Below are 14,348 nucleotides of genomic sequence, written 5' to 3' on the forward strand. Positions count from 1 at the left end.
GTAGAATATGTGAGAGAAACTGACTAATCCAGAACTTCACCCATTATTTGTTTATCCTGATAAATAAGATCTCTCAAAGGACGGTAACGACCATCCTTCTCCAGCCGCTCTTCTGTGATGATTTCAGCTGCATCACGGCGGGCAGTTTCAAGGGCACGGTAGTCATGAACCATATCTCCCACTTTAAATTCTGGCATGCCGCTTTGTTTTCTTCCAAAGAAATCACCGGGACCTCTAAGTTTCAAGTCCTGTTCAGAAAGTTCAAACCCATCTGTCGTTTCTGTCATGATTCTCATCCGCTCTTTCCCTACATCACCTTTAGGATCGGCAAGTAAAATGCAATAACTTTGATCTGAACCGCGTCCTACTCTTCCACGTAACTGGTGAAGCTGTGATAGACCGAAACGTTCCGCATCATAAATTACCATCACTGTTGCGTTCGGCACATTAACTCCTACTTCCACTACTGTAGTTGAGACAAGTACTTTTAATCGGTTTTCAGCAAATTCCTGCATGACTTCCTCTTTTTCTTCATTGTGAAGCCGTCCATGCATCAGTCCAACCGGTATATTCGGCTCATATATGGAAGAGAGTTGGTTATATAGGTCCACGGCATTTTGGATATCCAACTGATCCGATTCTTCAATAAGCGGGCAGATCACATACGCCTGGTGTCCTTGATCTATTTCTTTCTGAATAAACGATAACACGCGATCTGTCATTTCTCCCTTTACCCAGTATGTTTCTACCGGCTTTCTTCCCGCCGGCATTTCATCAATCACAGACACATCCATATCCCCAAATGCTGTAATAGCAAGTGTCCTTGGTATTGGCGTAGCCGTCATAAAAAGAACATCCGGATGAAGCCCTTTATCTCTGAGTGTTCTCCGCTGACGAACTCCAAAACGGTGTTGTTCATCGACGATTACAAAACCCAGATCATGAAACTCCACTTCATCCTGAATAAGTGCGTGGGTACCAATTAATATATCAATTTCCCCTGCCCGAACGGATTCTAAAATTCCGCGACGCTTTTTGCCTTTAATCGAACCGGTCAGAAGAGCGACAGTAGCAAGACCTTCAAACATTTCCACGAGGGACTGGAAATGCTGCTCAGCAAGGATTTCAGTCGGAACCATAAGCGCTCCCTGTTTCCCTGCGGTAATTGACGCATAAAGTGCAATGGCAGCCACTGCCGTTTTACCAGATCCTACATCACCCTGAAGGAGACGATTCATTCGGTGAGGATTTTTCATGTCTTTCAAAATTTCCGCAAGTGAACGCTTCTGTGCCTGGGTCAATTCAAATGGAAGGTCCTGAACAAAAGAGGTTAGTTTACCATTATCATAAGCCTGGGCATTCCCTGTAGTAGACTCTCGATGATGTTTCCTTAACAACTGCATTTTGAGCTGAAAAATGAGAAACTCCTCATATATGAACCTTCGCTTAGCGTGCTTTAGCATGATTCTATTATCAGGGTAATGCATCTGCCGGATAGCTTGTGGGCGTTCGGGCAACTTGTATGCTCGCTGTAAGTCCTCAGGCAGAATTTCAGGTATCTCATGTTCATAGGCATCAATTGAAGCCTTAATGAACTTTCGCAGCGTAGTAAGGGGTACTCCTTCTTTTAAAGTATAGACGGGCTGGATAGGGGCCTGACTTTTGGATTCACCTTTCTTAAACTGGCTGACAGTGATCTGCAGCCTTTGTTGATCCCACTTCCCTGTAACCGTTACCGTATCTCCTGCATGAAGCTGCTTTTTCGCAAAAGCCCGGTTGAACATAACTGCCTTTACAGCAAATTGTTCCACTTGGAGCGTAAACGTTAATCGAGATTTTTTCCGGCCAAAAAAGCTAAGGGAAGGTTCAGAAACAACCTCCCCTTCGATCGTAGCTTTTTCATTATGGGTCAATTCAGTTAATGGTTTGACTTCATAAGAATCATATCGAAACGGGAAATAAAACAGAAGATCCTCGATCGTAAAAAGACCAAGATCATTCAACTGAGATTCCAGTTTCTCTCCAATTCCTTTTAATTCACTAATCGATTGGGTTAACACACTATTCACTCTTTCTTCAAAGAAATTCCATACACTTTTGCTTCCAGTTCTCTTCCCGTAGGAGTGGCAGCAAGGCCGCCTTGAGCAGTTTCACGAAAAGCTGAAGGCATACGCTGACCAACTTTATACATCGCATCAATCACTTCATCGCAAGGAATACGACTGGTCACTCCTGCCAGAGCCATGTCTGCTGCCACAACGGCATTTGAAGCTCCCATAGCATTTCTTTTCACACAAGGAACCTCCACCAGACCCGCAACGGGGTCACATATTAAACCTAGCATATTCTTCAGGGTAATGGCCATCGCTTCTGCTGATTGAGAAGGCGTCCCTCCTGCCATTTCCACAATAGCAGCAGCCGCCATTCCCGCTGCTGAGCCTACTTCAGCCTGACAGCCTCCGGCAGCTCCAGATATCGATGCATTGTTCGCGACTACAAAACCAAAGGCACCCGAAGTAAACAGGTAACGCACCATTTGGTCACGTGTTGGATTCAGCTGGTTTTTCACAGCAAATAAAGTGCCCGGGACACACCCCGCGCTCCCTGCCGTGGGGGTGGCACAAATGGTCCCCATCGCTGCATTAACTTCATTGGTAGCCACTGCTTTACTAACGGCATCCATAAGTAAATTACCCGAGAGAGGTGTATGATTTTTCATGTAATTCTGGATGAGAACAGCGTCTCCACCAGTCAGTCCACTGTGGGATTTTACGCCTTTCAAACCATCTTCGATCGCTTTTTCCATAACCTCCAGGTTTTTTTCCATATGCTGATAAACTTCTTCTCTCGTTAACTCTTTAACTTCCATCTCCTGTCTGATCATAACTTCTGAGATTTGTATATTTTCACTGTCAGCTAGCTCAACTAGCTCGGCAACATTTCGAAACATAGATAAACCCTCCCTGAATAAATGTTAGTCGGATATTTTCGCCACCTGGGTAATGTGATCGGCACGTTCAAGCTCACTTAAGACCGAATCATCAATATTCTGATCCACTTCTATGACCATAAGTGCCTGTTCGCCCTGGGCTTTTCTCGAGACTTCCATACGTCCGATATTAATTTCATGTTTAGCTAAAATGGCTGTAGAGGATGCAATGGCACCATATCGATCATTGTGAATTAGAAGGATAGCTGGATGACTCCCAGATAACCGCAATTCAAATCCATTCAGTTCGGTAATTTCCGCTTTACCCCCGCCAATTGAGATTCCGACAAGCTCAAGTTCACCGTCGTCATCACCTATTTTCAGACGTGCCGTATTCGGATGGTCCGTATGTGCTTCTTCTTCATAAAAACGCACCTTCATTCCATTTTTCCGAGCTGTTTTTAAAGCATCCCGAATTCGTTCGTCATATGTGTCATAATCCAATAACCCACCAATTATGGCCACATCCGTTCCGTGACCTTTATAGGTTTTTGCAAATGAACCATACAAGTGGACATTCGCATACTTTGGCTCTCTGCCAAATAGATGACGGGCGGCTCTTCCAATCCGAGCTGCTCCAGCCGTATGTGAACTGGACGGTCCAATCATAATTGGACCTATAATATCGAATACTGATCTATATTTCATTTCTTTCACCATCCCTATTTTCTCTCTTGGTTTTCAATAAGAAAACGCTTACTTTCGCAATTTGATCCTTCTATATTTTATCACAATCCTAATCTAACAGCTTACTATTTACAAAAAAGAACAGATAAACTTGATAGAGAGGTTGGAGAATAGTAGAATAAAAATTTGTGGGTTACTCGGTAGCCGGGCGGGAGAGGGATAATTTCATAGAGGAGATTGAAATGTTCAATCACCAGACTCAAAACGTCAGCTGGAAGAAAGAGGGGACAGCCGGACTGATCGGGTACTTTACCACGGTTTATATCGTAGCCGTTAACAGTCAGATACTCGAGAGTGCCGGACTTCCGCTCGAAAGCGGGATGGTAGCCACTATTCTTGCCAGTGCGATTGGCTGTTTGATCATGGCCATATACGCGAATGCACCTATGGTTCTCATTCCAGGTATGGGGGTTAACGCCTTATTTGCCTACTCGATTGTTGAAGGGAGCGGACTTAGCTTTCAAGAAGGACTGGCCGTCGTATGTATCGCTTCCTTGCTGTTTTTAGTAACAGCTTTTACCAGACTTGGAGACTGGCTTAAGCAAGCAATTCCCGAATCTTTAAAGCATGCGATCACTGTAGGGCTTGGTCTGTTCCTGACACTGATTGGGCTAGAGAAAGGCGGACTCGTTGTTCGTGGGGAATATTCCTTAATTAGTTTAGGAAACCCATCTTCAGCCGTTGTGATCACGAGCCTGATTACCTTGTTTATCGGGATTTTTCTTTTTACACGGAACGTTCCAGGTAATTTCCTTATAACCATGATTATAGGAACGATTATTGCCCACTTCACTGGAATTCTTGAGGCCCCAGGCTCCATGATTTCTCTTGATGAACAATCCTGGGTATTTATCCCTGACTTTTCAGGACTTAGTGATTTCGGATTTTGGATGGCTGTATTCCCACTTGCCATAGTTCTTATTTTCGAGAATATGGGATTAATTCATGGGCAGCTCGGAATGCTTGAACAGAAAGGAAAATTTAAACGATCCTTTCAAGCCGCTTCTTTTTCTGCGTTGAGCAGTGGGTTTTTAGGTACGTCTCCTACGGTCTCATCTGCTGAAAGCGCAGCAGTCATCGCCTCCGGTGGAAAAACAGGAAAAGCCTCCTTTACGATGGCTTTCCTGTTTATAGGAACCCTGTTTTTGATTCCTTGGATATCAATGGTGCCCTCGACAGCTATTAGCCCGATTCTGATCATAGTTGGGGCTTTAATGGTTCAAAATATTAAAGAGATTCCACTGGATGAATTGTCAGAAGCCATGCCTGCTTTCCTGATTATCGTTATGATTCCTTTCACCTACTCCATCGCTGATGGAATGGCCTTTGGATTTATTGCGTATCCGATTGTCAAATTCGCCATTGGGAAGCAGCGAGAACTCTCAACTCCAGTCGTACTCATCGCCATGGTCTTTCTCATTGAATTTATCATGCGCTCGCTTGGACATTAAGAAAAATATAAAAATGCCTGATTTTTTGACAGGTATTCGTCCTCATTAAAACCCCTGAAACTAGCAAGCTAGTTTCAGGGGTTTTTATATTTTATCCCATTGGGATTATCTCCAGCGAACCGATATCTTCAAGTGACCGCAATCTAAATCTCCAACAGAAGTATATAACATAATGTTTAGTCCATCTGGCGTGTAACTTACGTCCATCTTTGACTGAATACCCGAAGATTTTAATAATTGAATTAGTTTACTTTTATTCGATTGTTGAGCAGCATTCATAAGTTCTGAGGCCAATTCTGTAGAACTTTTTATGTGATCCATTAATACATCTGCTTCTTTTAGTAAACCCTTCATTTGTTCAGCAGATTTCATAAACAGTTCGGTATTTACCTCAGGGTATGGTCTGTGAGTGAAAGTATGGTCATGGGAATAAGGGGTTGCATAAAAAGCGGGCCAGTATGTTCGGGGATAGTAATAAGGATAGAACAACCACACCCCTCCTCTTTCTCAATTGCAATCTACAACAGTATATGGACCAGATTTCAAAAAGAAAGTTGTCCATAATGAAAGCCGTTTTCCGCAAGGTTTAAAAATGTCTGATTATACATAGAGATTATCGAGCCTGTTAGTGTGATGAGAAAGCCGTGATGTTGATGTAAATCATCCCTCATCTGGCGAAAGGATGTAAAAGCACAGCCCACCTTCAAAAAACCTTTAATACGACAAAACTGCAGGGACTCGAGAAAGCGGATAGATCAAGAATCCCACCCATTGAAGGTAAAATCAAACAACACTGATTTATCTGCAAGTGACCCTTAGCATCAACTAAAAAAACTCGCCCCTTTCTGCGAAGGAGCGAGTTCCATTTACCTATGAATTGCTGTAGAAGCGTTTTAATTTCTCATTAATTGTCTCGTGAACTACTCCCACCACTTACCACCCTTACGGGTTGCTTGAAGTGGGGGCTTCTTGGGTAATCGCCACTTTTATTAGCTGAAGAAATTGACCAAGCTAACCCTCTTGTTCCAAGAGTTTATATGTTCATTAGGTAATTGCTAATAAGCGAATGCGTTCTTTTTTGATATTGAGTGCTGAATTGTAATCTCTATTGAGTTTTAGACCACAAGTGCACTGATAAGTACGCTCTGATAATTGGATATCTTTTACCAAACCACATTTCGAACAAGTTTTAGTAGAAGGAAACCACCTGTCAATTTAATAAGTTGCTTCCCTTGTTCTTTTAGTTTGTATTGTAAGAAAGAGGCGAACATCCCCCATCCATTATCAGCGACACTTTTTCCGAATTTGAGTGCTTGTGACATCCCTTTCATATCCAAATCTTCAATCACAACCGCATCATATGATGCGACCAATTCTTTAGACTTGTGGTGCAGAAAATTCTTACGTTGGTTGGCGACTTTCTCTTGGATTTTCGCAACCCTGATGCGTTGTTTGTTCCAATTCGAATAACCTTTCCTCTTTCGAGAAAGATTGCGTTGCTCTTTGGCTGACTTCTCAAGCATTTGTCGATAGAACTTTGGGTGCCTTATCTAAATTTAGTTGAGCGTTGGCTAATGCTAATGAGTCTACTTCCTTCAGCCATTCATACTCTTTTTTGTACTTGGCAGGGGCGGGGTGTTTTTCTGATTTCAATGCTTCTTTATCATCTTTTAAGTTTTCATAGGTTTCTATTCGTTCAGCTAACATTTTGTTGTAGACAAAGCGAACACAACCAAAGATTTTAAGGATAATCAGAGACTGTTCACCTGTTGGATATATTCTGAATTTGTAGGCTCTATTCTGTTTATCCATATTAAATCACCTCACTTCACCCCTTGGTTTTCGACGTATTTTTTTACCACCTCAATAGGCGAACCACCCGTGGTCAACAAACAAAAACTTCTTGACCAAAACATTTCTTTCCATAGTTTCTTTCGCACAAAAGGAAATTCTTTTTTGATAAGTCTTGAACTGGCACTTTTATAGGCATTGATGAACTTTGATAGTTCGGTATTAGGATGGGCTTTGAACAGAATATGAACATGATCAACATCGTGGTTCCACTCGACCAGTGTGATGTTGTATTTCTCACCCAAGGACACAAACTTTTCTTTCGAATAATCTGAAATGATGTCATCCATGACTTTCCTTCTATATTTCACAACCAATACCAAATGGTAATACATCAAGAACACTGAATGATTATTGCTACCTAAATCCATTGTTATATCAGCGCTTATTCGTTATTAAGACTGATCATACCACATTGAGATAAAAGGCAGAAACTTTTGGGCTATCGCCCAACCGAATTTCATCTCCCCTTACCGTTAGGCTACGCCCTTCAAACGATTGAAAAGGGAGACTTCTTTCGGAAGTTCGTTAAAACAGCGATCATCTTTCAACTACTTTTCATTAAAAAAGACTTGAAGAGAATAATAGTCTCTTCAAGTCCTACTCCATTTGGACAGGGGGCTGAATAATTATAAGCCACTAAAAATCACCTGTCCGTTTCTGTTTAGTTACAGTCCTCCTCCCTTAATTATCAACTTTCACATAAAGCTTGTTTATTACAAAAAAACTTCTCAAAATAGTCCTCAATCACTTGCATCTCTGAGTAAGGCACCTTCTCATCCCCGATAACCTGGTATCCCCCGAATCCGATTCCTGTTAATAAAACCAGATCGCCAGATTCAGCTAAATCAAATGCATAGTGAATCGCTTCTTCTCGATGCAATACTGAATGGATTCGAGACGCTGCAGGATCCTTGAATCCTTTTAACACATCGTTTACGACTTCTTGACGATCAGCATGCCCCGGCTGATCAACACTGACCACAATCTCATCAGCCAGACCCTCAGCCACTTCGGCCATCAAAGGGCGCTTTTTTGGATCCCTGAGACCAACTCCTGTGATCATAACAATTAAATTACGATAAGGAATGTGGCGCACAGCACTCAGTATATGGAATAGAGCGTCAGGAGTATGAGCATAGTCTAAAACAATTTGAAACGGGGCATCGTTTTCTACAATTTGAAAACGCCCTTCCGGACTTTGAATTGTTGAAACTACAGATAATATTTGTTCTGCCGAGTATCCCATTTGGCAGCAAACAGCTACAGCAGCCAGGAAATTGGAGACATTATATGTTCCAAAAATAGGTGCATGCATATGGTAATCCTTACCGAACAAACGTAATTTAAATGAAGTCCCCTCCAACGTTGTACGGATTTCTTTAGCGAAGATATCAGCTGGTTCCTCAATCCCATATGTGATTAAAGTTCCTTTGAAACTTCTAATTAATTCTTCCGCCATTTGGGGATCATCTGCGTTAACAATTGCACTCTTGGACTGATCAAACAGCTTCATTTTCGCTTGTTTATAAGCTTCCATAGTACCGTGAAATTCTAAGTGTTCAGGAGTCAAATTGGTATGAACGGCTACATCAAAATGGATTGTGGCCAAGCGCTTCTGCTCAATCGCTATCGAAGTGGATTCAATGATTGCAGTATTCATCTCTCTTTTTCTAAAATAATGCAAAACTCGGTGAATATCAGGAGCTTCAGGAGTCGTAGGTACCGTCTGCTTAAACTCTGTCTTTTTCTCATCATCCCATATTCCAGCCGTGCCTAAACTACCTGTGCGCATACGAAGGTCGTTTAATAGCGAATATAGGAAAGACGAAACGGTTGTTTTTCCATTGGTTCCTGTGACGCCAATGGTGTAGAGGGAGTTCGATGGGGAATCATAAATGGTTGAAGCTAACTGGGCTAGAGCCGTTCTAGTTTCGGGCACGCATATAAAGCTTATATGATTATAAAAAGTCGAATACATGTGTAACTTTTCACTCTCGGAACCAATGATGGTGTTTGCACCGTTTTGAATAGCCTGTTCAATAAACAGATGTCCATCATGCTTTTCACCAGCAATGCATACAAAAGCATCGCCTTCTTCTGCCTCACGAGAATCATATACTACTGAGGATACGTATTGACTCCCGGGGCCATAAATGGTCCCTAGGAATAGGTTTTTAAAAATCACTTCTTTGTTAGTCATTATATGATATCATCCTTTGTTCACACTTTATGATACTAAAGCACCTTTGTTTGTTGTAAATTCCCATTGGTTTATGCCTATAAACTTTCAAAAGCTTCTCGATAGGTTTTCTATAGGTTTGCGAAAAATCCGTGACTTTTATCCTATTTTTCAACGCCAGAAATTTTGAATGATATTTAAAAATACGGAAGCTTATTAAAGTCGTATCGCTATAGTAATTATGCGTGTTTTGTTATTATTTTCCTGTTCTATAAATTGGAAAAAAGATAGTTGGAAAATAACCAAAAATTTGTCGAAAAAAAAGTTAAAAAAACTATTGCGTTACCCCCTTACTAGAGAGTAAAATTTTCATTAATTCAACAGTTAAGAAGAGTAAAGCTGATTGAATGATAACCATTATTAAAAAGGAGGTCATTAAAATGACCATGCTTTATTCCAAGGCTCGCGAGCTATTTGAAGAGGACTACAAAAACAGCCCGGAAGCCAAGGGATCCCAACTGTCTGCTTCCACAAAAGTGAAGCGAACTAAAAGCGGCAAACTTCTTATGCCTTTTCGTAAAAACAAAAGAAAATAAGAGAATTAAGTGGTGACATATAGCTATGAGAAGAAAGCAAATAAAGGATAACGGTACCCAAGCCGTTCCATGGAATCAACGTCTGCATGACTTAAGTAGTCAAAAGACGTTGATTTTTTAATGGAAAGAAAAATACTGAAATCACAATGGGAATCTAATCTCTAATGAAAAATTCTTTTCGCATTATAAGATTATCCAACTTATAAAGCGCCTCGCCGATTATCCTTTATCATTTTAATTTTATACTAAACTAGCAAGCCTATATTCCCGCCCATTGTTTTCCTAAATAGGATCTTTAAAAGCTTTTTAGTTTATATTCTATAAACCTCTATCCCTCGCTCCACACATAGCCCCTGGTCTTTCTTTTTTTCTAACACTCTAATCCTCTATTTAAGCTATTCCTTCCAAGTTAAAGAATCATAACATTCAGAACCGAAGCTTTAGAGAAATAAAACTGCCGCACCCTTCTTCTAGGAGGAATACGGCAGCCTGCCAGGTAGCTTAAGATTGGGTTCGGAGCTGTTTTAAGATTTCAAAACCTTTCGTGACGGATTGACTCATAGCCGCACCACCACCGTATGCAGCAGCTACACCCATAGATTCATAAATCTCCTGATCCGAGCAGTCCATTGCTACGCATTGATCCATATGGTAAGTAATGCTGGGTTCGTCTCCTTCTTTCAAACTAATTGCCAGTGCCATTAAGTGTTTATTTGCTTTTGTAACTTCTCCATCATTAAATGCTTCGCCAGTGAATCGATTGTACTCCTGGATGGTTTTGGGCAGATGCTCCGATAGTTGTTCAATTCCATTACGGTATTCCTCTAGTATAGTATGGGCTTTTCTTTCCATGATATCACTCCTTAATGTGTTCAATAATGCCATTCCTTTTTATACCAATATTAAACTATTGGATGTGCTAGCTATACATGACTAAGGAGCCCTTATAATCATCCATAATCTGTATGACCTGAGGTACCAGGTTTTGGAACAAAAAAAAGCAGCCTGTGGCAGGCTGCTTTTTTGTTTATGTGGTTTGGTCTGTTGGTCGTACTACAATTTCATTAATAGTAACTTCTGCTGGTTCTTCCAGAGCATAACGTATTGTCCTGGCAATGCTGTCCGGCGAGATCGCCTGTTCGTAAAGTTCGTCTACTCCACCTTTTACATCTTCATCTGTAATGGTAGATGTCAGTTCAGTAGAAACCGCTCCAGGCGAAATGATCGTTGCTCTGATCTTACTCTCTGCAGACTCTTCCATTCTCAGCCCGTCCGTAATCGCACGCACAGCGAATTTTGTACCACTGTATACAGCGCTTCCCGGAAAGACTACGTGTCCAGCCACGGAAGAAATATTAATGATGTGTCCCTTTTTGCGTTCGCGCATATGAGGCAGCACGGCAGATATTCCATATAGCACACCTTTAATATTTACATCGATCATTTGATCCCATTCTTTAACCTTTTGTTTATTTAGTAAAGAAAGTGGCATCAAACCCGCATTATTTACAATGGCATCTATTTGGCCCAGTTCTTTTTGAGCGTATTCAGCAAGCTCTTCCATTTCATCATAATTGGTTACGTCAGTTGCTTTGTATATCGCGTGACCGCCATCATCGTTTACTTTTGTCGCTAATTCTTCCAGCCGATCTTCACGTCTTGCTGCTAATACAAGTTTAGCTCCTTTAGAGGAAAGTTCTTTCGCCGTTTCCTCACCGATTCCACTGGATGCTCCTGTGATAATAACTACTTGATCTTGTAAATTCGTCAATGACTAGCCTCCTAAATATATTCTAACTCTTCCAATTTTATTTCGATTTCAAAATGTATGTTACCGAAATAAACTTGTGTTAAACATTACCTTTCTAAGCCATATTTTTTTCCATTTAAAAAGCTCCCTTAATAGGGAGCATCTGATTACTGAACATTTTCTATTGGTCTTTCATCCTTCTTCTCTCTATAGCTTAATACATCTGCATACTTTTTCTGCCACTTTTTAATGGAAAGTATGACTAACCCAATAGTTGCAAGTACAAGACCGATAAGTACCGGCCAGAAATAAGGAGAGACAATCCCTCCCGAATAGGCTACACCAATAGGAGAAAAAACTATATAAGTGGCACCTATACTTGCAATTAATATAACGGAAGTAGCTACACTGTACTTCCATGGTGTCATGTTAATCTGCGGGCTATTATAAAACTTAAACGCCTTAGTTCTCGGCTTAAAGTAAGCGAAAGTAAGCATAATTATAACTTCTATTGCAAAAAGAATGCCGTAAATGTGAATGAAATGAATATTAACGGCAATTCCAAATAGATGAGTGAATCCCCACACCATTAAGTAATAAGCAAAAACATGAAATATTATTGCCGCTTTAGCTGCCACCGCAGGAACTTTTCTGGAAAGGACTCCTACCAGCACTACAGCAATAATAGGAATATTAAAGAAGCCGGTAAACTTTCTTATTAAGTCCCACAAACCATTTGGCGCATTCATGAGCAGCGGAGAGATAAAGAATGTTACGAGCGCGATAATGCTCCCAAATTGTTTACTCACCTTTATTAATTTCTGTTCTGAAGCATCCTCATTGAACGCAGGCTTGTAAACATCGAGCGCAAACATGGTAGCTGCACTATTTAGTAGAGAATTATATGAACTAAGCACTGCTCCAAGGAGAACAGCTAAGAAGAAACCAGAAAGGTATGGTGGAAGAACATTTGTCACAAGAGTCGGATAAGCCAGATCCACTGATTTCAAATCTCCTCCGTATTGATGAAAAGCAATTACTCCGGGAATCATCATAAAAAGAGGAACTAGTAATTTATAAAAACCTGAAAAAATCACCCCTTTTTGACCTTCTTTCAGGCTGTTCGCGCCAAGAGTACGCTGGATGACATACTGATTAGATGCCCAGTAAAACATATTTGCAAAGATAAGACCTGTAAATATAGTTCCAAAAGGAACCGAATCCTCCGGCCCTCCTATCGCATTCAGCTTCTCTGGATGATTAGTGGTCATTGTTTTCACACCATTTAAAAGTTCTCCGTCTCCTAAAGTAATCAACCCTAATATTGGTACGAGTGCTCCTATAATCAGTAGACCAATTCCATTAACCGTATCGGATACAGCGACGGCTTTAAGTCCTCCAAAGATAGCGTATACTGCTCCTATAATGCCTATAGCCCAAATAACCACCCATACGGATTGAGTATATGAAATATCAAGAAGCTCTGGCACATTAAATAATTTCAAGACAGCAAGTGCACCTGAGTATAGCATGGAAGGAATTGTTACGAGCACGTAACCAACCATAAAAAGTATAACAGTATAACGTCTTACCCTCTCGTCAAATCGCTTACTTAAAAATTCAGGTAGTGTAGTAATGGATAAATTCATGTATTTAGGAAGCAAATACAACCCCATTAACACAATTGACAAACCAGCCGTTACCTCCCAGGCCATGTTCGAAAGATTTGTGCGATAGGCTTGACCATTTAATCCAACTAATTGCTCAGCAGATAGATTAGTTAGCAATAAAGATCCTGCTATAAAACCTCCACTCAGTCCTCTTCCTGCAAGAAAATAACCATCAGAACTATTAGTGTTCCCTTTCGTTTGTTTGTAAGAAATAAAAGCTACAAGCCCCATGAAAAATATGCAGGATAACATTGTAAACCAAATATTTGATGAATCCATCTCCCTCACCCTTTATCAAATGTTTCGCTCTGTAAATTATTTAGATATAATTTATACATCAGAATTAACCTTTATTTTATATGTTCAAACCTAAAAGATGAACTTTACAGGAAATATTTATCTTTTCACTTTTTCAATTTATAAAGTTTTGAATGAAATAAAGGGCTGGTTTATGATATATTTGATGAACTTCATGTCTAATCGTAATTGGGAGAGGAAGGGTCAATGATGAGCATTTTGTCTGCAGAATTTTATGAACAGCCTACTTTAGAGCTAGCAAAATCTCTTTTGGGCTGTGAATTAGTTAAAGAAACGGAGAAAGGCACGGCTTCTGGATATATTGTAGAAACAGAAGCATATATTGGTCCGGTTGACAGGGCAGCTCATAGTTTTAACAATAAGCGGACGCAGCGAACGGAAGTAATGTTTGGCCTGCCTGGTTATGTTTACACATACGTTATGCATACACACTGTCTGGTGAATGTAGTAAGCGGTGAATTAAACCACCCGGAGGCCGTTTTAATTAGAGCGGTCGAACCCAAAGAAGGCTTGGACCTGATACAGGAAAGAAGAGGAGATAAAAAAGAAAAGGACTTTACAAATGGACCCGGAAAATTAACGAAAGCCTTAGGGATTATCAAATCGGACTATGGACATCCTCTGAACCAATCACCACTGTATATCAAAAAAGGCTTTTCCCCTGAACATATTTCCAAAGGGAAACGAATCGGTATTGACAACTCTGGAGAAGCCCGTAACTATCCGTGGAGATTTTGGATCACAGAAAACAGGTTTGTATCCAGATAACGTTTAAGCCAATACTTTCATAAGAAAACACACCTTTGTATGAGGTGTGTTTTCTTATGAAAGTATTTTGAAATAACGACGCTATC

The 14,348-nt window shown here is 40.6% G+C and carries 12 protein-coding genes and 1 pseudogene; 3 read left to right on the forward strand and 10 right to left on the reverse strand.

All coding sequences use genetic code 11. The features are described 5' to 3' along the window. Positions 1–23: 23 nt before the first annotated feature. The 3 genes from recG to sdaAB are packed head-to-tail and all read right to left on the reverse strand — an operon-like array spanning position 24 to position 3,637. Positions 24–2,060, reverse strand: a complete 2,037-nt coding sequence (gene recG / locus ACTWP7_RS05645; protein WP_443122445.1) for an ATP-dependent DNA helicase RecG — start codon at positions 2,058–2,060, stop codon at positions 24–26. 5 nt (positions 2,061–2,065) lie between these two features. Continuing rightward, positions 2,066–2,950 (reverse strand): L-serine ammonia-lyase, iron-sulfur-dependent, subunit alpha, encoded by an 885-nt coding sequence (gene sdaAA, locus ACTWP7_RS05650; protein ID WP_443122351.1) that lies wholly within the window; start codon positions 2,948–2,950, stop codon positions 2,066–2,068. Between the two features lie 24 nt (positions 2,951–2,974). Next, positions 2,975–3,637 (reverse strand): L-serine ammonia-lyase, iron-sulfur-dependent subunit beta, encoded by a 663-nt coding sequence (gene sdaAB / locus ACTWP7_RS05655; RefSeq protein ID WP_443122352.1) that lies wholly within the window; start codon positions 3,635–3,637, stop codon positions 2,975–2,977. A gap of 221 nt (positions 3,638–3,858) precedes the next feature. On the opposite strand from sdaAB, the gene ACTWP7_RS05660 reads away from it, so the two are divergent. Further along, complete coding sequence (locus ACTWP7_RS05660; protein WP_443122353.1) at positions 3,859–5,127, forward strand: NCS2 family permease; 1,269 nt, start codon at positions 3,859–3,861, stop codon at positions 5,125–5,127. A gap of 105 nt (positions 5,128–5,232) precedes the next feature. Here ACTWP7_RS05660 and ACTWP7_RS05665 read toward each other — a convergent pair whose 3' ends face one another. From ACTWP7_RS05665 to ACTWP7_RS05680, 4 genes and pseudogenes are all read right to left on the reverse strand, one after another. Further along, positions 5,233–5,616, reverse strand: coding sequence for a hypothetical protein (locus ACTWP7_RS05665; RefSeq protein WP_443122354.1), 384 nt, complete (start codon positions 5,614–5,616; stop codon positions 5,233–5,235). Positions 5,617–6,171: 555 nt separating this feature from the next. Next, positions 6,172–6,939, reverse strand: a pseudogene (locus ACTWP7_RS05670) (RNA-guided endonuclease TnpB family protein). 11 nt (positions 6,940–6,950) lie between these two features. After that, positions 6,951–7,349: an IS200/IS605 family transposase gene (gene tnpA / locus ACTWP7_RS05675; protein WP_443122355.1), complete on the reverse strand. Its 399-nt coding sequence runs from the start codon at positions 7,347–7,349 to the stop codon at positions 6,951–6,953. A 320-nt stretch (positions 7,350–7,669) separates the two neighbouring features. Continuing rightward, a complete protein-coding gene (locus ACTWP7_RS05680; RefSeq protein ID WP_443122356.1) occupies positions 7,670–9,181 on the reverse strand; it encodes a UDP-N-acetylmuramoyl-L-alanyl-D-glutamate--2,6-diaminopimelate ligase in 1,512 nt (503 codons plus the stop codon). A 419-nt stretch (positions 9,182–9,600) separates the two neighbouring features. On the opposite strand from ACTWP7_RS05680, the gene ACTWP7_RS05685 reads away from it, so the two are divergent. Next, positions 9,601–9,756 (forward strand): hypothetical protein, encoded by a 156-nt coding sequence (locus ACTWP7_RS05685; RefSeq protein ID WP_422164537.1) that lies wholly within the window; start codon positions 9,601–9,603, stop codon positions 9,754–9,756. Positions 9,757–10,257: 501 nt separating this feature from the next. On the opposite strand, the gene ACTWP7_RS05690 is transcribed toward ACTWP7_RS05685, so the two are convergent. From ACTWP7_RS05690 to ACTWP7_RS05700, 3 genes are all read right to left on the reverse strand, one after another. Next, positions 10,258–10,608, reverse strand: a complete 351-nt coding sequence (locus ACTWP7_RS05690; RefSeq protein ID WP_443122357.1) for a carboxymuconolactone decarboxylase family protein — start codon at positions 10,606–10,608, stop codon at positions 10,258–10,260. A 175-nt stretch (positions 10,609–10,783) separates the two neighbouring features. After that, positions 10,784–11,527: an SDR family oxidoreductase gene (locus ACTWP7_RS05695; protein ID WP_443122358.1), complete on the reverse strand. Its 744-nt coding sequence runs from the start codon at positions 11,525–11,527 to the stop codon at positions 10,784–10,786. A 146-nt stretch (positions 11,528–11,673) separates the two neighbouring features. After that, on the reverse strand, positions 11,674–13,455 hold the full coding sequence (locus tag ACTWP7_RS05700; RefSeq protein WP_443122359.1) for a solute:sodium symporter family transporter: 1,782 nt from the start codon (positions 13,453–13,455) through the stop codon (positions 11,674–11,676). Positions 13,456–13,680: 225 nt separating this feature from the next. Here ACTWP7_RS05700 and ACTWP7_RS05705 point away from each other — a divergent pair, with 225 nt between their 5' ends. Continuing rightward, the gene (locus tag ACTWP7_RS05705) at positions 13,681–14,262 is read left to right on the forward strand and encodes a DNA-3-methyladenine glycosylase (protein ID WP_443122360.1); all 582 of its coding nucleotides are present in this window, start codon (positions 13,681–13,683) and stop codon (positions 14,260–14,262) included. The last annotated feature ends 86 nt before the right edge of the window (positions 14,263–14,348 follow it).

It is taken from the genome of Halobacillus sp. B29, from assembly GCF_052246755.1.
Taxonomy (GTDB): Bacteria; Bacillota; Bacilli; order Bacillales; family Halobacillaceae; genus Halobacillus; species Halobacillus halophilus.

Coding starts and splice junctions, on each gene's coding strand:
- ACTWP7_RS05690 (WP_443122357.1), bottom strand. CDS start 10,608: ATGGAAAGAAAAGCCCATACTATACTAGAGGAATACCGTAATGGAATT.
- ACTWP7_RS05700 (WP_443122359.1), bottom strand. CDS start 13,455: ATGGATTCATCAAATATTTGGTTTACAATGTTATCCTGCATATTTTTC.
- tnpA (WP_443122355.1), bottom strand. CDS start 7,349: ATGGATTTAGGTAGCAATAATCATTCAGTGTTCTTGATGTATTACCAT.
- ACTWP7_RS05705 (WP_443122360.1), top strand. CDS start 13,681: ATGATGAGCATTTTGTCTGCAGAATTTTATGAACAGCCTACTTTAGAG.
- ACTWP7_RS05660 (WP_443122353.1), top strand. CDS start 3,859: ATGTTCAATCACCAGACTCAAAACGTCAGCTGGAAGAAAGAGGGGACA.
- sdaAB (WP_443122352.1), bottom strand. CDS start 3,637: ATGAAATATAGATCAGTATTCGATATTATAGGTCCAATTATGATTGGA.
- ACTWP7_RS05680 (WP_443122356.1), bottom strand. CDS start 9,181: ATGACTAACAAAGAAGTGATTTTTAAAAACCTATTCCTAGGGACCATT.
- ACTWP7_RS05685 (WP_422164537.1), top strand. CDS start 9,601: ATGACCATGCTTTATTCCAAGGCTCGCGAGCTATTTGAAGAGGACTAC.
- sdaAA (WP_443122351.1), bottom strand. CDS start 2,950: ATGTTTCGAAATGTTGCCGAGCTAGTTGAGCTAGCTGACAGTGAAAAT.